Below are 23454 nucleotides of genomic sequence, written 5' to 3'. Positions count from 1 at the left end.
CTTTAAAATTTTAGTTCAGCACCGAAAGTGATCGTACGGCTGGAGGGATAAGCGCCGTTGTCCATGCGGCGCATGGTAGAACCGCCGCTCTGTGTGGACACCTCCGGATCATAGCCGTTATAGTGTTTCCACAGTACCAGGTTGTTACCGCCCAGCGACAGGGAGATGGACTGCAGCCGCTTACGGGTGATCTTGCTCAGGTCAAAAGGATAGGCGACAGAGAAGTTTTTAAACCGCAGGAAAGTGGCGGAATGCACAAACCGGTCGTTGGGAATGTCGTCTTTTGAATCAGCCCGCGGATAGTCGGAATTGGGATTCCGCACAGGATGCCAGGCATTTACCATATAACGGTATTGGTTGCTTAGGTAGGTACCGGTGCCCATAAACAGTTCTGTTGGATTGTAAATCTGTCCGCCTACGCTGTAGTTGAAATAAAAAGAGATCATCAGCTTTTTAAATCTCACCGTGTTCTGAATACCGCCATAGAAGTCAGGGTCAGCATTTCCGAGATACACCATATCGTTGTTATCGAGGACGCCATCATGGTTCTGATCGATGTAACGCTGACGGCCAGGTGAATAATAACTTACTGCGGCCGATGCATATTTTTTATCTTTTTTGTCCTGGTCTATCTCCGCCTGGCTTTTCCATACACCGGCGTATTCCATGCCCCACAAGGCATTCAGCGGCTGTCCTTTCACATAGCCGTACATCATGTACTGTGCGCCATAGGGATTGTCATATACAGATACCCTGTCCAGGCCGCCGATATCTTCCACCAGCTGCTTGTTGCGCGCGATGGTGAAAGTGGTGGACCACGAGAAATTTTTCCGGCGGATGTTTTCCGTGTTCACCGTCAGTTCTATGCCTTTGTTGGAAGTCTTCCCGATATTGGCCAGCCTTGAACCAAAGCCGGTGTGCGTAGGCAGCTGGACGGTCAGCAGCAGATCGGAGGTATTGCTTTTATATACTTCCAGGGAGATGTCTACCCTTTTGTTGAGGAAAGATAAATCCAGCCCGGCGTTGTAGGATGTAGTCTTCTCCCAGGTGAGGCCTTCGTTCTCAATACGTGCCGGATAGTAAGCCACCGGCTGTGTACCGCCGAACAGATATCCGGATGATGTGGAATTAAGACGGGAAAGCGACTGGTACCTGGAAATAGCGTCGTTGCCGGATGTACCCGCACTAAGGCGAACAGACAGTTCGCTGATATCCCTGAAACGGCGCATAAACGGCTCGTTGGCGATATTCCATTTCACCGCGGCAGAAGGAAAATAAGCCCATTTGTGGTCTTGTGAAAAGTTGGAAGCGCCGTCTGCACGACCGGTAGCTGTCACATAATATTTGTTGCGGTAGTTGTAGTTGATACGCGCCAGGTGCGACATACGGCCCAGGTTTTCCAACGAGGAACCGATGTTGATCGTTTCTTTGGAAGGTAAGGCACCCAGGTCGTTGGTGCCGATATCATCAATAAAATAACCATTTCCGCTGGCGGACATGTTATTGAATTTTTTCTTCTGGACAGTGAAGCCGTACATCGCATCGAAGTTGTGTACACGGTTCCAGGTGTTTTTATAGGTAATGGTATTCTCATTCAGGATATTGTTGTCGAAATAGCTGCGCTTATAGGCGTATGCACCGGTATTGGCATTGGCGCGGGACGGCATGGTGGACGGAATGAACTGGTTGTCATTCTTGCTATAATCTGTATACGATACGGTAGACCTGATCAGGATATTTTTTATCGGGGTGATTTCAATATATCCCATAGAGCTCAGGCTTTTTTCCAATGCATCGTTTTGTTTAAGCTCCACATTGGCCAACGGTGAATCGAACAGGGTACCGCTGTACCACTGGGTGTTCCAATCGTTGAAACTGCCGTCCGGCTTGTATGCCGGCATGGTAGGCGACAAAAAGATGGTGGACCTGTACCATAACGTGCTCGTACCTACGTCGGCGTTATTGAGTTTGCGGGCGATCTGCGAATAGTTAAAACGCACGCCTGCTTTCACATAGCGGCTGATGGTCCTGTCGAGGTTAAGCCGCACCTGGTAACGTTTCAGGCCGCTGTTTTTAATGATGCCCTGGTTGTCGTTGTAATTGGCGGAGAAATAATACTGCGTGGCTTTGTCACCGCCGTTGGCCGACAAGGTATAGTTCTGGTAAGGCGCTACGCGGGTGATTTCTTTGGTCCAGTTAGTACCTTCTCCCAATGACAACGGATTGGGGTAAGGATATTCTTCCAGCGGCTTTGTAGGGTTGGCAGCATTGGCGAAATAAAAACGGTCGTTTTGCAGTTGCGCGAACTCTGTGGCGTTCATCAGGTCCAGGTAGCGGGGCAGTACAGAGCTGCCGAGATCGGAGCGGAAAGTGAAATTTGTTTTTCCTGCCCTGTTGGCGCCCGATTTGGTGGTGATGATGATGACGCCGTTGCTTCCGCGCGAACCGTAGATCGCGGTGGAAGACGCATCTTTCAGCACATTGATGGAAGCTATATCAGAAGGGTTCAGTTCATTGAGGCTGGTGATGCCGTCCATCAGTCCGTCTACGATGTAAAGCGGTTCGTTACTGGCGGTAATAGAACGGGTGCCGCGTATACGAACGGAGGTGCCGGAGCCTGGTTCACCATCGGCAGAAACGATTTCCGCCCCGGCGATACGCCCCTGTAACATCTGGTCCACGCGGGTAACGGGAAGGCCTTCTATATCTGCGGGGCGTACGGTAGATACTGCGCCGGTGAGGTCTTTTTTAGCAACAGCGCCATAGCCGATCACGACCACCTCGTTGATATCTTTTTTGGCTGGCGTCAGTTGTATGTTCAGCGGCTGTTGTTCATGGGCAAGTACCACTACTCTCCTTTCAAATCCGATGTAAGTGATAAGCAGCGATGCGCTTTTTGCGGCTGTTATGGTAAACTCTCCCTTCTCGTTGGTCTGCACGCCATGAGTACTCCCGGCAACAGCCACTGTAGCGCCGGGAAGGGGATTCCCTTCGTTGTCCAGCACTTTCCCTTTTACTGGCGGATCTTTGGCGGGCACGTTGCCTGGTGGTTCCGGTGCAGTTTCCGGCGGAGTTTTGGTCTTTTCCTTGATGGTAATGGTTTTGGCGCTGATCTCGAAATCTATCGGCTGATCAGCCATGACAGCGTGCAGGAACTCCGTGATGTTCATATTTTTCACGGTGATGGTCACTGGTTTTGTTCTGCTCAACATGGCCGTGTTGTAAAAAACGACGTAGCCGGTTTGTTTTTCCAGTGCCTGAAAGATCTCTTTAAAAGAGAGATTTTTACCCGAGAGGGTGATGGACTGGCCCAGGGTACGCGCCTGTACCTGGAGGCACAGGATAGCAGACAATAGCAGCATACATGGCCACAGCGTGCGGCTGCGGGCCTGCCGGCTATTGTTCTGCCGGGGCATAGGGCCTGGCGGAATAGTAGGTCTTGGTGTGTAAAGCTGTTTGGACATCATTATGGTGATTTCAGAATTTAAAGGTTCATTACAGGCATACGGCGCCCTGCTGCGCTCCCGGGGCGCAGGAATGGCTGGTATGACAATCTTCTTCGCTTCGTTATTGTGTGACGATTAGTTTTCTTCCCTCCAGACGATAATGTACGTTAGATATTTCCAGTATTCTCAATACGCTGCGCAGGTCCAGTTCTCGCTCCATCTTACCGCCGAAGCGGATATCCGGAACACCGTTCTCATAGATGACAGTGATATCGTACCACCGTTCCAGTTGGTTCATCACCTGCTGAATACCGGCGTTATCGAACTGGAACATGCCTTCTTTCCAGGCTGTCACCTGGCTGGTGTCAGCAGCCTGCGCTTTGATATCGCCGCCGGCCACAGTGGCCTGCTGGCCAGGCTTCAGCAACATTTGCCGTTGTGCCGCCAGCACCTGTACCCGGCCATGTAACAATGTAGTGGTAACGGCCGGTTCATTAGTATAGGCGTTGACGTTAAACCCGGTCCCTAATACCCTGATCTCGCTCTCCTGTATGGTCTTTACCCGGAAAGGCCTTGTAGCAGCCTGTTTCACCTCAAAATAGGCTTCGCCGTTCAGTTCCACCACCCGTTCCGCAGCATGGAAGCTGACAGGGTAACGCAATGAACTCGCGGCATTAAGCCATACTTCAGTGCCATCGGGCAGGATAAGGTGGAAGAGTTTTCCACGGGGAGTAGACAGCGTATTGTAAGCCTGACCGGCATCTTTATTATTACTGTAAGCCAATGTATGTTGCCCCAGATGGATCACGGCGCCGGCTGCATTACGGATGCTGCCCTGATGCAGGCTGTCCAGTATTACCTGGCTGCCATCGTCCAGTGTGAGAACGGCGCTTTGCGCAGTAGGACGTATGTCCTGCAGGGCCAGTACCGGAACGGTGTCAGGCGTATGCGCAACAGGGCGGCGAAGCAGGTACCACGCGGCGCCTGCCAGCAACAGCAGCGATGCGGCGGCAGCCCACCAGCGCATACGTACCGTACGGCGGGCAGTGCGGGGCTTTGTACCGGCCTGCAGGATGATGGCCAATACCTCCTGTGCGCGATGCGCAGGCATGGCCTTCTCGTCGCCGGAAGCGGCGATCACCTCGTCCAGCAACTGCATCAGCGTTTCGTCGTGCTGCGACCGGGCAATCAGCTGCATCAGCTCCTGCTGCTCGGCTTCTGTGCTGGTTTTCTCCAGCGATTTGCGGAATAAAAATTCAAATCGGGACATCCTGCGGACCGGTTTTGTGCCGGGTATATCAAAAGAAATCCCTCAAAAAGAAAAATGGGTCAGTGGAAAACAGAAAAAATCTGCTTCATAACAATTCCTTAATAATAAGCAAGGTGGCGTAGGTGCCCAGATGATAACTACAGTAGGTACGGATAAAGTGCATCGCCTCTGCCAGATGGCGTTTCACGGTCTCGGGTGAAAGGTTCAGCGCTCTGGCCGCCTCTTCCCGCTTCATGCCGTGCTCTTTGATCAGCTGGTAAACTTTCTGTTGCTGCGGCGACAAACGGGACACAGCATCATGTAAAATCTGACGGTATTCTTTTTCCAGCAACGGCTCGCTGGACGAAGCCACCGGTGGCAACAACCACTCTTCCTGGTCGGAAATAGCGTGGCTGGTAGCCTGCTGCGCCAGCTGTTTCAGCGTCTTGAACACACGGTTACGGGTAATCGTAAACAGCCAGGCGGTAAAGTATTCCAGCTCCGGCAATTGTTCCCGTTTTAACCATACCTTCAGAAATACGTCCAGCACTATCTCCTCCGCCACCGCTTCGGAGCCGGTGATCTTCCAGGCAATAGTGTATACTTTATTACGGTACCGATGAAAAAGCGTCTCGAATGCTTTTTCATCTCCGTTGGCAATCGCCCGGAACAGGTTGTTCTCAGTATGTAGCTCGTGGGCGGTCATCCAGATAGATTTTGGTCACAAATATAATATGGCGGTGCTTTTATCACTTTCTCCTAATGCCCGCTGCGACTGGATTTCATAATTAAATAACATTTAAACCCAATTACAAATTACGAATTGAGGTTTTCCTTCATTCAATATCACCAACGGAACGCTCAAAATATAAAACAAGATTTTTAAAAACTTTAAAATACACAACCGGATAAACAAAAGCAACCAGGCGACCTTAAAAATCATTTGGGGCATGTACGAACAAATTATCTGTTCATACATGCCCCAAATTCGTAATTCGTAATTCGTAATTCGTAATTCGTAATTATTACCAGCCTTTATTCTGTGGCAACAGCTTCGGATTCAACGTCAGCTCCTGTGTCGGGATAGGATACAGGTACATTTTATCGTTCCACACCCTGGCGGTGATATCAGGATATACCCGGATATAACCGTTGGCGTCCAGCACGATATCTTTAACCTGGCCCTGGTTGGGGTACTGCGCTTTCACCTCAGGTCGCAGTTTCATGCCCAGAATAGATTCAGGGTTCTCGATAAGCTTGCCGGCATTCCAGCGCAACAGGTCGTCAAAACGGAAACCTTCTGCGCCCAGCTCTACTCTCCTCTCCCGGCGTATTTCATCCAGCAGCACAGGCAATGCAGGGAAATCGGATTTCGGGTCTTTTATCAGTGCAGCGATCTGCATGGCGGGCATGCCTACCCTCGCACGCAGTTTGCTGATCGTCTGATCGATCACGGCCTGGTCACATTCGTTCAGTTCTGCTTTGGCTTCTGCGTATACCAGCAACACTTCTGCATAACGGAAAATAAACAGGTCCAGCGTGGATTGGTTGGCGTTCCACTGCTCCAGGCTGGAAGAACGGCCTTTCACGCGCTGGTAGCCGGTGCTTGTAACGCTGGTGCCTATACGCGGCAGAGTGATAATATCCTTGTTGCCGCTGGCATCTACCTGAAATACAAAACCCGGGGTGGCAATCAGCTGCCCGAAACGGGGATCCCGGTTGGTGATCTCCGCCTGGATGGAATCATCTCCCTTATACAAAGGGCTGAGCGCAGTGGGCAGGCCATCAGTACACAGGAAAGAGCGCACAAAACTTTTGCTGAAACCCGTATTACCTTCTCCCAGCTGGCGGGTAAGATTGTGCATGAACACATCCTTGATAAAACGTTTGGGCATGATCGCTTCCTTGTTGCCCAACAGTTCTTCCTGTATAAACAGGTTATAATAATCGGTGGCGGGATGCCCGGTGGTATACAGATCGTACAAACCACTGGTCATCACCAGCTGCGCAGCATTAGCAGCTTCACGCATCATCGGCTGATCATCACCGAGGCTGTGATATTTGCGGTAGCTACCTTCCCACAGGCAGATACGCGCTTTCAAGGCGGCGGCGGCAAATTTATGCAGACGGCCCTTTTCCGCACTGCCCGGCGCAGGCAGGTTGGCTACAGCAAAGTTCAGGTCTGCCAGCACAGAGTCCATCACCTGTTTGTGCGGTGTACGCGGCAGGTCCAGCTCCGGAGAGTTTTCATTCAGGTCTTTGGAAAACCAGGGCACATCGCCATAACGTTTTACTTTCTGCCAGAAATACAATGCACGGAAGAAACGGGCTTCGGCGGCATATTTGTTTTTCACATCGTCACCTACGGCGGCACGCTGATAACGCGCCAGGAAGTAGTTGGCGCTTCGCTCGTTTTTCCAGCTCCACTCACCTTTGTCATCGTCTTTTACGATGGGCACTATGTACTGGCCCGACAAAAACGCGTCTTTGCTGCGCGGCACCATGTCATCGGAGTTATTGTCCGAGTTGTTGTCCATCACCGGCAATGTGCTGTAAAAACCGTTGCAGTACAACTTCAGGTCAGACTCGTTCTTAAAGAAAGTCGGATCACTGAAAGCATCGTCGGGGTTCAGGTCGAGGAAAGAATCACGCTTGCAGCCGGTCAATGCCATGACTGATAACGTTAACGCATATATGATATTTCTTTTTTTCATCATCATCATGTTTTGGATTGATTATAAGCCCAGTTGCAAACCGAAAGAGATGGCCCTGTTGAGCGGATAGTCTTTCGCGTCAAATATTTCCGGATCGTATGCTTTGTGCAGTTTGGTCACTTCAAACAGGTTCTGCGCAGACACGTACACACGCAGTTTCTGCATCCGCATGGCCCGCATGGCGGAAGCCGGCAACGTGTAGCCAACCGACAGGTTTTTCATACGGGCATAAGCAGCGTTCTGCAGGTATTTCGTTTGTGCCTGGAAGTTACCGCCACCACCGAAGCGCTGGCGTGGGTAGTAAGCGTCAGGATGATCGGGGGTCCAGTAATCCAGCTGATATACCATAGGTACGTCCCATTCGCTCTTGAAGCCCCAGAAGGTGTTGCCGTCCAGCATCACGTCGCGTTTGCCTACGCCCTGTATGAGCATATTAAAATCGAAGTTTTTATACTGTACGGAGAGATTCACGCCAAACTGGTAACGGGGTGTTTTATTGCCAATCACTTTGCGGTCACCCGGATCAACAGCGGTGTTCTGGCCACTGGTGATTTTTTTGTCGCCGTTCAGGTCTTTGAATTTGATATCGCCGGCCAGCCATTTGCCGTTCCAGAGGTTGGACTGGTCGGCACCGGCAGCTTCCGCGTCCGACTGGAAAAATCCGTCTGTCACATATCCCCATATCTCGTCCAGTTTCTGGCCTACGTAGTAGGTACCACTGCCAAGTGTTTTGGTAGGATTGAGGTCGTAGCGGGTGATGGTAGCGGAATAATCAGACAGTGCCAGGTTTACTTCATAGGAAAGGTCATCGTTGATCTTATCTCTCCAGTTAACACCCAGTTCCCAGCCTTTGGTACGCATTTCGCCGGTATTTACTTTAGGAGCGGAAGTACCGAGGATACCGGGCAACGGATAACCATTCAGCAGCATGTCTTTGGTATCGCGGATATACCAGTCGAAAGTGGCGCTGAGACGGTTTTTCAGCAGGGTCACGTCCAGGCCGAAGTTGCGCGTGCTTACTTTTTCCCAGGTAAAATTCTGGCTTACCAGACCGGGCACGCCTACGTATACACCTTTCTGGTCATCGAAAATATAATCCACTTTACCACTTGGCATGGTAGGAATATAGGGATAGATGTCTGTGTTGGCGTTCTGGTCGGGGTTCAGCGCCTGGTTGCCCAACGTACCGTAGGAAGCGCGCAGTTTCAGATCGTTGACAACGTCCAGCAGCGGTTTAAAGAAGCCTTCTTCAGATACGCGCCAGCCGGCAGATACGGACGGCAGGAACACATAGCGGTTGCTGGCAGGGAAACGGGAAGTACCGTCATAGCGACCGTTCACTTCCAACAGGTACTTGTTGGCATAGTCATAATTCAACCGGAAGAAAGAGCCGGCCAGCGCCCAGCTGTACTGGCGGCCATCGGCCAGCGGACTGTTGTCGTTGTTGAGGTTGATGGCTGGCATGGTCTGATCGATCAGGTTTTTCACTTTCACGTTAAACCCTTTCACCTGCTTCTTTTCCTGGTTGTAGCCCACCATGGCTTTCAGGAAATGCTGGCCAAACTGGCGGGAGTATTCCGCATAGGCATTCAACGCTGTATAGTAGTCGTTGTTATTGCTTTCTTTTACGCTGCTGGGTTTACTCCAGGGGAAAGTGCCCAGCAGTATGCCGTTGGCGCCGTACTCCTGGTACTCTTTATAATGTTGCTGGTTGTTGAGGCCATAACTGTTCCACGTATAGTCGCCCACGATACGCAGGTTTTTGAGTGGTTTCAGTACAAATCCGCCGGTGAGCCACAGGTCATTGGCGGTTTCTTTGGTGCGGCCGTTGAGAGTGGCGAGGGCTACGATGTTGGTAAAGGAGCCCTGTCCGGAGAAGTGGCCGTCGGGGTGGTAAACAGGCATGATGGGGCGCAGGTCGCCGGAGATCCAGCCGGATGAAAGGCCGCCGTGACTGGCAGGAGTGGGTTTGTTGCTCTCTGTTCGGTTGAGCATCATTTTCATATTCAGCTCCAGCCAGGACGTTGCTTCTGTATTGAGTTTCAGGCTCGCATTGTATCTTTTAAAATCTTCGTTGGCCACTTTCAGCAGGCCTTTCTGATCGAAATAGCCGAGGGAGGCCACGTAGCCGGTTTTGCCCTGGCCGCCGGAGATAGACACGTTATGGTCCATCATGGGCGCCCATCCCGGGTAAAGTTCTTTTATCCAGTCGGTATTGCCTACGTAGCGGTATTTGGAGGGATTGGCAGGGTCCACATATACCGGCAGGTTGTTGGCAGGATCTTTAAAGTATGCCGCAGCACGAACAGAATCTTCTGTGGTAAAGGGTTCGGAGGCAGCGTTGCCGCCGGAGAGCTGACCGGTGCGATCGGCTTCACGGTGCATACGGATATAATCCACTGAATTGAGGTATTTCGGCATGCGGGTGGGGCGGGTAATGGTATAGGAAGTGGAATAGTTCAACCGCAGCGGCGCATCTTTACCCGGCTTTTTGGTAGTGATGAGGATAACGCCGTATGCGCCTCTTACGCCATAGATGGCAGCGGAAGCCGCATCTTTCAGCACGGTGACGTTAGCCACGTCGGCAGGATTGATGAGGTTAGGGTCCATCTGTACACCGTCTACCAGCACCAGCGGGCCACCGCCGTTGATAGATGTATTACCGCGTACGTTGAAGGTGGCGCCTTTGCCCGGAGCGCCGTTGTTCAGGTTCACATTTAAGTTGGGCACCATGCCTTGCAGGCCCTGCGCCAGGTTTACCAGCGGGCGGCTTTCAAGTTTTTTGCCATCCAGCGTGGCTACGGCGCCGGTGAGGTCACCTTTTTTCTGGGTGCCATAACCTACTACCACGACTTCGTTGAGGCCCTGGGTATCTTCCTGCAAAGTGATGTTAACAGTGGTACGTCCATCCAGGGTAGCCGTCTGCTGGATGTGGCCGATAAAGGAAAACACCAGGGTCGCATTGTCCGGCGCATTCAGTTCGTATTCGCCATTAGCGTTGGTAACAGCGCCGGCGTTGGCACCGGAGACTTTTACCGTTACGCCTGGCAGGGGCTCGCCTTTCGCATTGACCACCTTTCCTTTGATATGTTTGTCGCGGATTTCGTTGCCGGCGCGGGTGACCACCACAACGTTATTGTCCAGCACTTTATAGTGCAGGTTACGGGGCAACAGCAGGCGGTCCAGCGCTTCAGTCACCGTTACGCCGCTCATATCAACAGATACGGGGGGCACATCTTTCAACTCATCATTATTAAAGAAAAAACGATAATTGGATTTTTTCTCCAGCATGATCAGCATTTTATCCAGGAGCGTGGCCTCTGCCCGGATACTGATCTTTTTCTGGGAATAAACACTGGCCGAAGCCTGCGCTACCAGTAGCAGCAACAACGTGGTGAACTTCATAATCAATAACATCTGCTGGACCCTTGCCCATACGGTGGGAGGCCCCGACTTAGTAAATTTTTTCATACCTTGGATTTGTTGAGTTGATACAATAGGAGTCCCTGAAACCTTCGAACGTAAAAGGTCTCCTCATGCTTGACAACGGGGAATGTGCGCGCATTTCCCGTTTTTTTTAATAAAGATGTTACAGGTGGTTATCAGGTAAAGCCTGACAGTACTTTCATAACTAGCGATTTAGACTTTGATTAATGAATAATGACTTTTCCTGCGGTGACGTTATAATCGAATTGTTTGGTCTGTTTTAACATGCCCAGCAGCTGGTCCAGCGATTCACCCTGTACGTTACCGGTAAAGGAGGTCTGTAACAATGCCTGGTCATGACATTCTATTGTAATGCCATACCATCTTTCCATTCTTTTTATCAGTTGTGAAAAATGCTCATTACGGTATACAAATCTGTTTTCCACCCAGGCCGTTTCCGCTATCAGGCTACCGGTATGTTCCTTTTCAATGCTTTCCAGTACGATCAATGGTTTCTGGTCGTCCGTCCGGGCTGCCGGCGCGGGTTTCGCCACAGTGTCCGTGATGACGTTGGCCACCAGTAATTTCTGCCGCGGGCTTAACGTGATATGTTGTTTGCCTGCATCTTTCACGGTCACTTCCACCGCGCCGCTGATGAGGGCTGTTTCCGTATGTGATTCATCTGTGTAGGCCCTTACATTGAAAGTGGTGCCCAATACTTTTATATCAACCGTATTAGTGTGGATGACAAACGGATAGCTGGCCATTTTGGTCACATCAAAATAACCTTCCCCGATGAGCTTCACTTCCCGTCCGGATTTGGCGAAATTACTGGGATAAGACAAGGTGCTGCCGGCGTTGAGCATGACCAGCGTGCCGTCCGGAAGGGTGATGCGTGTTTTGGAGCCGGGCCGTGTTTGCACAGTGCTCCACACCACCGCGGGGGAAGTGGCGGTACGCAGGTACGTCATGGTGGCGGCGCCCAGCAGCAACGCCAGGAAAGCGGCAACGGCTATCGCCCGCCAGCGGCGGCGTGACACCTGCATATTGTCGTCCGTCATCTCCGGCACCGGTGGTGTTTCCTTATTTTCAGCAGCGACGATGTCACCCATGATGCGGTCCAGCAGCATTTCCTTCCTTTCGAGTGTAGGCTTGCCCGTACTTTGCAGGGATATTTTGTCCAACAGCTCCTGTTGCCGGGCCACCTCAGGGGTGGCTTCCAGCAGGACTTCCAGCTCCATCTCCTCTGCGGCCGACAAAATGCCTGCCGTCCGTTTAGCTATCAGTTCCCAAAGCCTTTCATGTTGTTCCATTAAATTGACATGTTACGGTGGTGTAACAGATAAGACAGTATTTTGGAGAAATACTATGAAGCGCGGGAGAAATTTTTTTATTTTTTTTTATTCCATCCAGCCGAAATGCTGACGGATATCGATCACCTCACCCAATTTTTTCAGGGCGATGGCCATCTGGGTGTTCACCGTGTTGATCGACACTTCCAGGATTTCCGCCACCTCACGGTATTTGAGGCCATCTTCCTTTACAAGGCGGAAGATGAGTTTACAGCGGGCGGGCAACAGGTTGATGGCTGATTCTATCTTCCGCAGGTTTTCCTTGCTGATCAGCATATCCTCCGGGGAGGCAGCCATGGCATTAACAGCCACCTGGATATGCTCACCTGTCAGTATCTCCGGCATCCTGCCGGCGCTGGTGCGGTAGTTGTAAGCAGTATTACGGACAGCAGTGTACAGGTAGGTATTGAGGTTACGCACCGCAGGCAGCGAGGCGCGGTTCTGCCATATCTTCACAAATACATCGGACACGGCTTCTTCTGCTTCTTCACGGGAAGGCAGCAACGATGCAGCAAAAACAATCAGCCGTTCGCTGTACTGCAAAAACAGCTGGCGAAAGGCTAGTTGGTCATTGTCCCTGTATATTTTCTCTAACAGATCCTGCATCTGCAAATAATTGTGAATCGCATTCCCTCAACAAAGATGGTATTGGTAAGGTAGCCCAGTCCGGTTATCCACAATACCTGAAATTTAGCGGATACTGATACTGGATTAACAAGCTATTTTCAGGGAGACAACCAGCTGTCAGCCGCCCGCAGAAAGCAATTCCTCAGGTATAACAAGCAGCATGCATTTTCCCGTTCCTGCATGCGGCGTTAAAAACAAAAGGGCCGGCCTGATCGGCCAGCCCCTGAAAATCGGATATATCTTAGGACAAACTGTTATTTATAAATATAAATTTCAATCTTCCCGTCTTTGGTGACAGCTCCCCTGTACATGCCTTCCGTGTTAAAAGGCATGGCCATATTACCGTTTTTGTCCAGCGCAATGAGGCCGCCATCGCCGCCCATATCGCCCACTTTTTTGATAACGGTTTTACCGGCATCCTGCACAGACAACCCTTTATATTCCATCAGCGCAGAAAGGTCGTAGGCCACCACGTTGCGGATGTAATACTCGCCCCAGCCGGTGCAGGACACGGCTACGGTATTATTATTCGCATAAGTGCCGGCGCCAATGATCGGCGAATCACCCACACGGCCGTATTTTTTGTTGGTCATACCACCAGTGGAAGTAGCGGCGGCCAGGTTTCCCTGTTTGTCCAGCGCTACAGCGCCCACCGTGCCGAATTTATTATCCTTGTTGATAATGCCCAGCTTCGCGGGATTCGTATAGGCGTTGGATTTGGCCGAAGCAAGCGAGTCTTCTTTCAACGCTTTTTGCAGGCCTTTCCAGCGGGACTCAGTACGGAAGTAGGAAGGGTCCACAATTTCCAGTCCGGCTTCTTTGGCGAACTTCTCTGCTCCGGGGCCGATCATCATCACATGTTCAGATTTTTCCATCACTGCACGGGCAGCACTGACAGGGTTCCTGATCACTGTCACACCAGCTACGGCGCCCGCCGCCCTGGTTTTGCCGTTCATGATGGCCGCATCCAGTTCGTTACGGCCGTCGTGGGTGAAGACCGCCCCTTTTCCGGCGTTAAAAAGAGAATCGTCCTCCAGTACCCGTACGGTGGCCTCTACCGCATCGAGACTACTGCCGCCGGATTGCAATACGCCATAACCCTTCTCCAGCGCCCGCTTCAGCGATGCTTTATAAGCTTCCTCCATCTCAGGCGACATGTTCTTTTTCAGGATAGTGCCTGCGCCGCCATGGATCACCAGTACATACTGTCCTACTTTTTTCTGCGCTGACGCCATATTTCGGGACATCATCAGGCAACAGGCCAGTAACAAATAGCAAAAACCTCTTTTCATGTAAAGTGTCATTTTATAAAATCATCAAATCTGCCTGGTTTTCAGTACCCCATTTTCCACCCACCACCAGTACCAGGTGCCGCCGGCCGGCGCCGTGGTATCACCGGCAGACAACGGGAAACGGCCATTGCCGGTCGCGGAAGCAGGTATTTCATATACTTTAAGGGCCTGTCCGTTACAATTCCATTGTAAAGGCTGTCCTTTCACACAAAGTTCAGGTTTTTTGAGGCTATCCGCCTGGATAAAATATGCTTTGCTCACCCCAAAAACCGTTGCCACGCCATGCTCGTCAATGCAAACGGCCGTCTTCTCGTCCGGCGCAATACCCATCGGGAAAATACCATAATCTGTGATAATACGGCTCATAAAAGTTACATGCCTGCCCTGCCGGCCGCGTTTCACATAATGCTGGTCGCTGATTACGCCGGACAGATAAGGTGCATGCAGGAAATCATTGTTATACACTTTTACCAGCGTATCGTATGGATTGGCCAGCACGCTGTCAGACACCGCACTACCACCTTCGCCGCTGTAGTACAGCCCGCTGAGCACAGCGCAACCGGCGCTGGTACCGCCTACCGGCGCCTTTTTCTCTGTCAGCAGATAGTTGATGGCCTCCGCTGTCTTAGTGCCTCTCCAGTTGTTCATATAACGGGACTGGTCGCCACCGGCGATAAACAACATTTCCGCATTCCGGATAATACGTGCTACCGTATCATTATTCGCCAGTTCCCGGCTGGTGATATTAAGCGTTTCGACGGAATTCACCTTGCCCAATGAATCGATGTCCACGTTATAACCGGCGTTCGCAGAGGCAGTAAGCACTACCACATCGCCACCGCCGCTGCGGGCTATCATCCAGCGGAAAGCGCCGTCCACATTGCCGCCGCCACCTATCAGCGCCACGCCTCCCGTTACCGGTTTAATCACATCGGCCGTATCACCCACAATACCAATAGAAGCCGGACGGCCGGGAATCGTCTTAGGAGCTTTGTCCCCCCCGTCACAAGCACTAAAACATATAGCCGTTATCGTTAACAGGCCCATTATCTTTATTCCGTTCATTTACTGATCGTTTTACATTTTGTGGATACCTCAAATTCGTAATTCGTAATTCGTAATTCGTAATTCGTAATTCGTAATTCGTAATTCGTAATTCGTAATTCGTAATTCGTAATTCAATAAGGTTTATTCTGCTCCATGTTCCTGTTAGCCTTGGTTTCGGCGTCCGGTATCGGGAACACATAACCGCGCTGTCCCGGCTTCAGCAGCACTGCTCCCAGCGCATTCACCGCGTCTTCCGGTTCACGTGTTACAGGTAAGGAACGTCTCCTCAAGTCAAACAAACGATGCCCTTCAAACGCCAGTTCTTTAAATCGTTCTGTATAGATGGCAGTGATCAGCGCATCTTTATCGGCAAACACCTGCGGTGTATAACCGTCAATACGGGCGGCACGCAGACCGTTCAGGTCATTGGCGGCATCGCCGTTCTGGCCCAGCTCCGCCGCGGCCTCTGCACGGACCAGGTACATCTCTCCGGTACGGAACACCTTCAGGTCTGCCAGCCCGGGGTTACCACTACTGCCGGTGTATTTATTGACCAGGTAAGCGGATTTACCGGCGCCACGGCTGTCATCAAATTGTATATAAGCCGGGTAACGCACATCATTGTCTTTGTCAAACAATTTAATCAGTTCAAAGGAGGGGACGTATAAGGCTACACGCTTTTTGAAATAAACACCGCCGATCAGGTCATCGTCGGTACCGGGCATCTGCTTCAGTTTCCAGATGACTTCCGATTCATCGGTATCTTTCCAGATGGCGGCGAACTTGTTACGTGCCGCCAGCGGCATGGCCTGGATAGCTTCTGTGGCATAGGTGACGGCATCGCTCCATTTCTTTTCGTACAGGGCTACCCGTGCCTGTATCGCTGACACTGCTGCCAGGGTGATATGGGTATTATCATCAAAGGAGGCAGGGATCAGTTTCTTCGCGGCTTTAAGATCATCTTCAATACGCGCCATTACTTCCGCAAAAGTATTACGGGCGGGGGAGCTGACTTTGGAAACGTCCATATAAGGCACGCCCAGCGCATTGGGCGTATAGTCCTGCGCGTAACTCTGCAACAGCTGGAAGTGGCAGTACGCCCGTAATGCCAGCAGCTCGCCCTGATATTGGTCGCGCTTCGCTACTTCATCGCCTTTGGCAGGCACCTGTGGCAACGCGGCCAGCACACGGTTGGCACGGTCTATCGTAACATAGTATTCATTGAAAGAAGCGGTAATGGTGCCGTTGCCCGGGTCTATCTGCCAGCGGTAGGAAGCTACGCCGCCACCGGTACCGTTTTCGCTGGGCAACGTACACTCGTCTGTTACCAGCGATACGTTGTAAATGGTATTGTAGGTAAGCCGTGAGTAAGCGCCCAGCAGGCCGCCATTAAGATCGGCGACGTTGCGAAAAGTCCTTCCCGGATCAATGATATTGTCTGTGGGCGACAGGTCCAGTTGTTTGTTGCACGAAAGCAGGCATACCGGCAGCATCAGTGCCAGGTATTTAACAGTATGTTGAATATAACGGATCATGAACAGCAGGATTTAAAAGTTAACATTCAGGCCGAAGGTGTAAGTCCGCGCAGCGGGATAGTCGAAACGCCCTTCACCATTGTTGTTTTCCGGGTCAAAGCTTTTCCATTTGGTCCAGGTGATGAGGTTCTGCGCCTGCGCAAACACCTGCACGCCCTGTATAAATTTCAGCTGCGACAACAGCGCCTTCGGGAAGTTGTACCCGATGCTCACATTACGCAAACGGAGATAAGAGGCGTCCTGGATATCGCGGGAAGAGTAACCGCGCCTGGCGCCGAAACGGGGCAGGATGGCGTTGTCGCCAGGTTTCTTCCACCGGTCGTACAACATGCGTATAGATTGGTTGCTGCTGCCGAAGGCCGGGTTCTCGGTATAATAATCTTCGTTGAGATAACGCATGGTCTTATCTGCAAAAGTGAACAACGCGTTCAGGTAAATACCTTTATAGGTAATGCCGGTGTTGAAGCCGCCGGTGAAAGGCGGAATATAAGTACCAAATTCCGCTACGCTCAACGCGGTTTCGTTATAATCGCTGGTGGTTTTGCCGGAACGGTCATAATACAGCGGATCGCCGGTCTGCGGGTCTACGCCGGCCCATTTAGGCGCGTAGTGCGAACCATAAGGCAGGCCCACCCGCACAATTTTTGAATCGCCCTGTGTGAATTCGCTGGCGCCGCCCAGATCGGTGATCACGTTTTTATTGTAAGCGAAGTTAAAGCCCACATTCCAGGTGAAATCTTTCCGGCGGATGATGTCTGCCTGCACGTCCATCTCGATGCCGCGGTTGCGCATGGCGCCGGAGTTGAGGAACATGCTGCTGAAGCCGGAAGTGATGGACAACGGCTGTTCGATGAACAGGTTGTTGGTGATTTTATTGTACACGTCTGTCACCACGCGGATACGGTTGTTCCAGATGCCCAGGTCAAAGCCGACATTCAGCTCTTTGGCATATTCCCAGTCGTAGCCCGGGTTACCAGGTTGTGATGGCACAATGGCCGGACGGCCGGCATACTGGTCGGTGCCGTAAGTGCGGAAATAAGCGAAGGGCCCGAGCGTGGAGAACGGATTAGCGGAAGTGCCATAGCTGGCGCGGAAACGCAGGTTGTCCACAAAACTCACGTCTTTGAGGAAATTCTCTTTCTTCACTTCCCAACCGATGCCCACGGAATAGAAACCATGCCACCTGTTGGAAGGAGGCACGGTAGAAGCGCCATCATAGCGGAAGGAGGCGTTAAGTGTATATTTTTCATCAAAAGTATAACGGCCCACAGCGATGTAGGAAGCCAGTGCGCTGCGGGTACGGCTGCCGCCTACTACCGGCGCAAAAGGCGAACCTGGCGTAATGGCAGCAGGCGTGGCCGGCAGGCGGCCATCCAGATCAAAGCCGGTATAGTTGAATGCACGGTAATTGTTCTTCGTGAATTCAAAATAACCGGACACTTCAAAGTCATGACGGTCAGCGATATTTTTGGAATAGGTCAGGCCGGAAGTAGTGACCAGTGTGAAGTTACGGGTAGTCCCTTCTCCAAAGCTGCCTTTTCCACCGTTATCTACTTTATAACCGGAATAAGAATCCGGGTTCACATAACGCTCAGTGGTGGTTTCCCTGAAATCCAGTCCCAGTCTTGTCTTAGCCACAAGCCCTTTGGCGATGGTGAAGTTCAGCGAGGTACCGATGATGCTTTTCAGCTGGTTGTCTTTGTTACTGGTGTTGAGCAGCGCCTCCAGGGCGTTGCTGCCTTCCCGCAGGTCATACACGGGATACACGTCGTCGTTCCAGTTGGTGACCAGCGTGCCGTCTGGCAGGTAGGGATATTCGTAAGGCAGTGCGTAATAAACGGCTGCCAGCGGATTTGAGCCGCTGCTGGAAGCTTCCCGCTCAATAAAGGAAGATTCGGAATAGGCCAGTCCTACGTTCACGTTACCGGTCAACCGGCCGGCGTTGAAGTCCACATTGTTCTTCAGGCTATAGCGTTTCAGGCCGGAGCGCAGCGCGATGCCCTGTTGATCGAAATAGTTGAGCGAGCTATAAAAGCGGATATTGTCATTACCGCCGCTGGCACTGAGTTGATGCTCCTGGAACTTGCCTGTGCGCAGGAATATCTTGCGCCAGTCGGTATTGGTATTACGCAGACTGTCGAGTATATGATCGGCCTGTCTTTTTTCTTCCGGGGTTTTGGTGGCGTAGTCAGGGTTCCTGGGGGAGAATTCCCAGCCCGGGCCGATATTGGAACCGGTTTCCAGTCCTATCTCTTCCTCAAACTGCAGGTGCTCTGCGGAGTTCATCATTTTGAACTTCGGCGTGGTCATATTGGAGAACCCGTACTGTGATTTATAAGAGAAAGACAGTTTGCCTGCCTGGCCTTTTTTGGTGGTGATCACGATAACGCCGTTGGAGCCGCGGGAACCGTACAATGCTTTGGCCGAAGCGTCTTTCAGTACAGTTACGGAAGCAATGTCTTCGGGGTTGATGCCCTGGAACTGTCCGGCTTCAATAGGGATGCCGTCCATCACGTACAGCACGGAAGAGCTGCCGTTGATGGTGCCTACGCCGCGGACAGTCACTGTGGCGGCGGTCCCCGGCTGACCGGAGCCAGCGGATATCACCATACCGGGCACACGGCCCTGTAGTATCTGTTCGAAGCTGGCCATGGGCACCTGGGTGATTTTATCGCTGCCTACGATACCGGCGGAAGCGGTGGACTTGTCGCGGGCATAGTTCGTATAGCCGGTAACTGTTACCGCGTTCAGTGTCTTTACATCTTCTTCGAGGGTGATATTGATTTCGTGGCGGCCGTTGATGTCTACCTGGCGGGTGGTATATCCTACCAGGGAGAATTGCAGGGTACGGACCTGATCGGGGGCGGTCAGGGTGTAACTGCCGTCGGCAGCGGTGAGCGCGCCGGCATTGGAGCCTACGGCCCTGACAGTAACGCCGGGCAGCGGCAGGTTATCGATGCCACGCACCTTTCCGCGGATTGTCATATCCACAGCGGGTTTATTATTGGCATCTGCGGCATACAGCACCACGAGGCCGTCTTCCCGCTGGGACCAGGCCAGGTTGGTACCGGCCAGCGCCTGTGTCAGCACGGCATCAAGCGAGGCGCCCTTAGCGGTAACAGACACTTTGCTGTTTTCGGGGAGTGTTTTATCATGGAAAACAAACCGGTAAGAGGTCTGATGCTCCAGTGTTTTCAGGAACTGCCGGATACTGGTTTCCCTCACCTGCAGGGTGATCGTTTCCTGGGCCAGGCATACCGCCTGCACCTGCAGACAGGTCAAAAAAAGAAAGATTGTCAATTTCATAGTGAGCAGCAGTTTGCCGGCGGGAACAGCCTTCCCTTTCCATTTCAGGAATACAAGTTTTACCATACCTTTGATGTTGGTTTAGTTAATGATCGTTCAGGACATTATCTGGCCTATTTCAGGGGGAGTGGTGCGAACACTTCCCCTTCTTTATTTTGGTTGTTACTGGTTGATATTTTTATTTGCTGATGATGATCGTATCGTTTACCATTTTAAAGTTGAAGGGATAGGACAGCTGCAGGGCGTCCAGTGCTTTCAGTACAGTTTCACTCTCAAACGTACCGGAGTAGCGGTATTGTTTTACGGCATCATCTGCAAAGGCGATGCGGATACCGTACCATTTCTCCAGTTTGCCGGCGATATCTGCCAGCGGTTCATTCTCTATCTCCAGCCGGTTGCGCACCCAGGCTATTTCCCGGGCTTTATGGTTGACAGGGTCGGCATCCAGCGGTAATACCTTCAGCACCGGCGCAGCGGTTGTTTTCCCTGTCGCGGTGCCTGCTATGGTCAGTTTCTGATTCGGTTGCAGTACTATTTTCTGTGCAGGTCCCTGCGCACAGGTGATCTCTACGCTTCCTCTGAAAAGGGACGCCTCCATCAGGGGATGGCCCGTATAGGCGCTCACGTTAAACACGGTGCCCAGTACTTTAATATCGAAGGCGCTGGTATGTACCATAAAAGGCCGGTGCACGTCCTTTACCACATCAAAAAAGGCTTCGCCGGTCAGTGTCAGGTCACGGTTCACACGGTTAAATCCTTCCGCCAGCTCTACCCGGCTGTTTTTCCGCAACACCAGCGCGGAACCGTCGGGCAGTATCACCGATTTGCGCGGTTCATCACCGGCGGAAATGACAGTGGCTGCAGCCATTTCGGAGGACATGCGTGCAGCACGCTGCTGACGGCTGAAGAAATAGCCGCCGGCGGCCAGGATAACGGCCCCGCCTATCACAGCGGCGGCATATCGTATATAATGGTAACGGTTGACCGGTGTCGGCTCTTCAGGCAGTGCCGGCAAGCTCCCTTCCAGCGCGTGTTGCAGCCGCTCGTATTGCGTAAGTCCGTCCCGGAGATGCTTCAGCTGCTCCACGCGCCCGCCCTGGCGGGCAGACAACAAAGCTACCAGCTGACGGGCCTCTTCCAATACGGCCGTTTTACCGGGATGCTGCCGCGCCCATTCGGCCCAGAAAGCGATGTCCGCTTCATGCTCCTCCCGGCAATAACGCTGGAAAGATTCATCACAGGCAAAATCTATTGCCTCGTAATCCTGGAAGTTCATGCAGTTAACCCTTTTTTATACAGACGGCAGGATTCGCCGTTTTTCCTAGACAAAAAACATTTTTTTTCAGGAAAGTTTTTTCCGGAGGGTTTTAATAGCGTCGTAGATAGTGTTGTAGGCCGTTTTCACGGTTTGGGAAGTCTGTGCGGCGATTTCTTCATAACTAAGCCCTTCGAAAAATTTAAGGCGCACCAGCTCTGTCTGCCGCGGGGTGAGGGCTTTCATGGCTTCGTATAGGCGCCGTTTTATTTCATCGTCCTGCTGCACCCGGATGATGATCTCTTCATAGGACAATTCATTTTCGGCTTCTTTGCCGGTCATACGGCTGATGGCGTCGTGCATGCGTGCCTGATAGGCCAGCTGGTCCAGCAGTTGCCGTTTCAGGGCGGTAAACAGATAGGCGGGCACGTTAGTAACAGGTTTCAGCTGCGCCTGTTTGCTCCAGAGCTGTAAAAACAGCTGTGTGATACAGTCTTTTACCAGCTCATCATTGCCACACAGCTTCAGCCCGAAGCGCAGCAAATGGGAATAGGTGCTGTTGTACAGTGCAAACAGGGCCTGTTTGTCGCCGCTCCGCAGTCGCTCCCATTGTAGGCTATGATGATCTTCTTCGGTTGACATGGGCTGGTTTTAAGAATATAATGCCGGCAGGCGGCCAAATTATATTTTTTTATCCGGATTTGCCAGCCGCGGCAGATCAGTCAGGATAAACAGACCTGTCAAATTATCCAGTAGAGTATTGATCAAAAAAAATCCGGCTCCTGTACAGAGCCGGATTTTTATAGAAACAGATGAACGGTCATTATCCTAATACATGATGTGCCAGCACTTTCTGCACTTCATACACATTCACGGATTTATTGAATGTTTTCACAATACTGGGCTGTACCTCACTGCTCACCCAGATCTTCAACTCCGCGTCCAGGTCAAAGGTACCGGCTGTTTCCACGCTGAAGCGGCTGATGCTTTTGTATGATACACTTTTGTATTCCGTTTTACTGCCGGTAATACCTTGTTTATCCACCAGTATCAACCGTTTGTTCGTGAATATAAAAGTGTCCCTGAACAGTTTAAAGCCCAGCTCGATCACTTCAGTGTCTGTCAGTAATTTACCGTAGTCTTTCACCAGTTCCTGTTGACTAACGGTGCCTGCATTGCCCAGCAGCGCTGAAAAAAATCCCATAGGTAATATTTTCAGGGAAGATAGAAAAATAAACGGACATCATCCCTGCACCACTGCTTTCAACATCTGTCCCGCAAAATCCTCAAACTTCCGTTGACCGGCTACCACTTTGTTTTTCTCATAATCGGCATACAGCCGGCCTTCCCTGATGCTGACGCCCACCTGGGCAAGCAGCGATGCCATATGCGCGGAGAAACCATTCTGCATGGCGCCCTGCTGCAAAGCTTCATCCGGGAACGGCACCCATTGTACCGGTTGGGATGTCAGCCGCCCGAAGATGGCCGCTATCTCGTTTCCTGTTTTCTCATCGCTGGTCATATTGCGGAACGACTTACCGGTAAATGTCAGGCCTGAAAGCAGTGAGGTGGCTGCATCCGCAATATCATGGGGGTGTACCAGTCCTAACCGGATATCTCCCGGAAAATTATTCCCGATGATCTGTTGTTGTAAGATCATCTCCAGATTACCATAAAAATTGGTGTAAAACATACCGGCGCGCAGGTGAACGATATGCGTGTCCGGCAGCTGGTTGAGAATTTGCTCCACCTGGTGGAAAGCGCTGGACAAGCCGTTGCCCGCGGGCACATGTGCCCCGATGCCACTCAGGTTCACGACGTGTTTTATGCCCGCATCAGCCAATGCCTGGCGGTAGTTGGCCGCAATAACAGCCACATCTCCATAATAATCTTCAGATGCGGCCAGCGGTGGAATCATGGTATATACGGCATCTGCCCCTTTGAAGGCAGTGGTTAAAAATGCAGTGTCTTTTACAGAGCCTATGGCAGCTACAGCGCCCATTGCCGCTATCTGTACAGCTTTATTGGCATCCTGACTGATAATGGTAACCTGATGTCCTTTGTTGATCAGATTAACGGCTAATTGTTTGCTTACATTTCCTAATGATCCTGTGATTGTAATTTTCATAGTAGTTGTTTTTTGTTTGATGCAACAAAGGTATATTTGTACATACTTTTTAACTAGTACTTACCCTAAAGTATGTA

Annotated in this window: 15 protein-coding genes; all 15 read right to left on the bottom strand. The window is 51.5% G+C overall.

The genetic code is table 11. The features are described 5' to 3' along the window. Window positions 1-2: 2 nt before the first annotated feature. A complete protein-coding gene (locus HGH92_RS16615; RefSeq protein ID WP_168871894.1) occupies window positions 3-3467 on the bottom strand; it encodes a SusC/RagA family TonB-linked outer membrane protein in 3465 nt (1154 codons plus the stop codon). 100 nt (window positions 3468-3567) lie between these two features. Then, window positions 3568-4716 carry a FecR family protein gene (locus tag HGH92_RS16610; protein WP_168871893.1) on the bottom strand — a complete coding sequence of 383 codons (1149 nt, stop codon included), beginning with the start codon at window positions 4714-4716 and terminating at the stop codon, window positions 3568-3570. Between the two features lie 85 nt (window positions 4717-4801). Then, a complete protein-coding gene (locus tag HGH92_RS16605) occupies window positions 4802-5401 on the bottom strand; it encodes an RNA polymerase sigma factor (protein ID WP_168871892.1) in 600 nt (199 codons plus the stop codon). Window positions 5402-5720: 319 nt separating this feature from the next. Continuing rightward, window positions 5721-7418: a RagB/SusD family nutrient uptake outer membrane protein gene (locus HGH92_RS16600; protein WP_168871891.1), complete on the bottom strand. Its 1698-nt coding sequence runs from the start codon at window positions 7416-7418 to the stop codon at window positions 5721-5723. A 12-nt stretch (window positions 7419-7430) separates the two neighbouring features. Next, on the bottom strand, window positions 7431-10880 hold the full coding sequence (locus HGH92_RS16595; RefSeq protein ID WP_211092660.1) for a TonB-dependent receptor: 3450 nt from the start codon (window positions 10878-10880) through the stop codon (window positions 7431-7433). A gap of 179 nt (window positions 10881-11059) precedes the next feature. Then, window positions 11060-12148 (bottom strand): FecR family protein, encoded by a 1089-nt coding sequence (locus tag HGH92_RS16590; RefSeq protein ID WP_168871890.1) that lies wholly within the window; start codon window positions 12146-12148, stop codon window positions 11060-11062. An 87-nt stretch (window positions 12149-12235) separates the two neighbouring features. Next, the gene (locus tag HGH92_RS16585; protein ID WP_168871889.1) at window positions 12236-12793 is read right to left on the bottom strand and encodes an RNA polymerase sigma factor; all 558 of its coding nucleotides are present in this window, start codon (window positions 12791-12793) and stop codon (window positions 12236-12238) included. Window positions 12794-13068: 275 nt separating this feature from the next. Next, window positions 13069-14106 (bottom strand): isoaspartyl peptidase/L-asparaginase family protein, encoded by a 1038-nt coding sequence (locus tag HGH92_RS16580; RefSeq protein ID WP_168871888.1) that lies wholly within the window; start codon window positions 14104-14106, stop codon window positions 13069-13071. Window positions 14107-14130: 24 nt separating this feature from the next. Next, window positions 14131-15171 (bottom strand): cyanophycinase, encoded by a 1041-nt coding sequence (locus tag HGH92_RS16575; protein ID WP_168871887.1) that lies wholly within the window; start codon window positions 15169-15171, stop codon window positions 14131-14133. Window positions 15172-15284: 113 nt separating this feature from the next. After that, the gene (locus HGH92_RS16570; protein ID WP_168871886.1) at window positions 15285-16688 is read right to left on the bottom strand and encodes a RagB/SusD family nutrient uptake outer membrane protein; all 1404 of its coding nucleotides are present in this window, start codon (window positions 16686-16688) and stop codon (window positions 15285-15287) included. A gap of 12 nt (window positions 16689-16700) precedes the next feature. Then, window positions 16701-20060 carry a TonB-dependent receptor gene (locus tag HGH92_RS16565; RefSeq protein WP_211092658.1) on the bottom strand — a complete coding sequence of 1120 codons (3360 nt, stop codon included), beginning with the start codon at window positions 20058-20060 and terminating at the stop codon, window positions 16701-16703. 112 nt (window positions 20061-20172) lie between these two features. Next, window positions 20173-21270 (bottom strand): FecR family protein, encoded by a 1098-nt coding sequence (locus HGH92_RS16560; RefSeq protein ID WP_168871885.1) that lies wholly within the window; start codon window positions 21268-21270, stop codon window positions 20173-20175. Window positions 21271-21336: 66 nt separating this feature from the next. Continuing rightward, the gene (locus tag HGH92_RS16555) at window positions 21337-21891 is read right to left on the bottom strand and encodes an RNA polymerase sigma factor (RefSeq protein WP_168871884.1); all 555 of its coding nucleotides are present in this window, start codon (window positions 21889-21891) and stop codon (window positions 21337-21339) included. A 181-nt stretch (window positions 21892-22072) separates the two neighbouring features. After that, window positions 22073-22453, bottom strand: coding sequence for a PH domain-containing protein (locus HGH92_RS16550; protein WP_168871883.1), 381 nt, complete (start codon window positions 22451-22453; stop codon window positions 22073-22075). Window positions 22454-22492: 39 nt separating this feature from the next. Next, window positions 22493-23377 (bottom strand): NmrA family NAD(P)-binding protein, encoded by an 885-nt coding sequence (locus HGH92_RS16545; RefSeq protein ID WP_168871882.1) that lies wholly within the window; start codon window positions 23375-23377, stop codon window positions 22493-22495. Window positions 23378-23454 lie beyond the last annotated feature (77 nt).

Origin of the sequence: Chitinophaga varians (genome assembly GCF_012641275.1) — a bacterium.
GTDB lineage: Bacteria > Bacteroidota > Bacteroidia > Chitinophagales > Chitinophagaceae > Chitinophaga > Chitinophaga varians_A.
This window is presented reverse-complemented; position numbering and strand designations above follow the sequence as displayed.

Coding starts and splice junctions, on each gene's coding strand:
- HGH92_RS16615 (WP_168871894.1), bottom strand. CDS start 3,467: ATGATGTCCAAACAGCTTTACACACCAAGACCTACTATTCCGCCAGGC.
- HGH92_RS16610 (WP_168871893.1), bottom strand. CDS start 4,716: ATGTCCCGATTTGAATTTTTATTCCGCAAATCGCTGGAGAAAACCAGC.
- HGH92_RS16605 (WP_168871892.1), bottom strand. CDS start 5,401: ATGACCGCCCACGAGCTACATACTGAGAACAACCTGTTCCGGGCGATT.
- HGH92_RS16600 (WP_168871891.1), bottom strand. CDS start 7,418: ATGATGATGATGAAAAAAAGAAATATCATATATGCGTTAACGTTATCA.
- HGH92_RS16595 (WP_211092660.1), bottom strand. CDS start 10,880: ATGAAAAAATTTACTAAGTCGGGGCCTCCCACCGTATGGGCAAGGGTC.
- HGH92_RS16590 (WP_168871890.1), bottom strand. CDS start 12,148: ATGGAACAACATGAAAGGCTTTGGGAACTGATAGCTAAACGGACGGCA.
- HGH92_RS16585 (WP_168871889.1), bottom strand. CDS start 12,793: ATGCAGGATCTGTTAGAGAAAATATACAGGGACAATGACCAACTAGCC.
- HGH92_RS16580 (WP_168871888.1), bottom strand. CDS start 14,106: ATGAAAAGAGGTTTTTGCTATTTGTTACTGGCCTGTTGCCTGATGATG.
- HGH92_RS16575 (WP_168871887.1), bottom strand. CDS start 15,171: ATGAACGGAATAAAGATAATGGGCCTGTTAACGATAACGGCTATATGT.
- HGH92_RS16570 (WP_168871886.1), bottom strand. CDS start 16,688: ATGATCCGTTATATTCAACATACTGTTAAATACCTGGCACTGATGCTG.
- HGH92_RS16565 (WP_211092658.1), bottom strand. CDS start 20,060: ATGGTAAAACTTGTATTCCTGAAATGGAAAGGGAAGGCTGTTCCCGCC.
- HGH92_RS16560 (WP_168871885.1), bottom strand. CDS start 21,270: ATGAACTTCCAGGATTACGAGGCAATAGATTTTGCCTGTGATGAATCT.
- HGH92_RS16555 (WP_168871884.1), bottom strand. CDS start 21,891: ATGTCAACCGAAGAAGATCATCATAGCCTACAATGGGAGCGACTGCGG.
- HGH92_RS16550 (WP_168871883.1), bottom strand. CDS start 22,453: ATGGGATTTTTTTCAGCGCTGCTGGGCAATGCAGGCACCGTTAGTCAA.
- HGH92_RS16545 (WP_168871882.1), bottom strand. CDS start 23,377: ATGAAAATTACAATCACAGGATCATTAGGAAATGTAAGCAAACAATTA.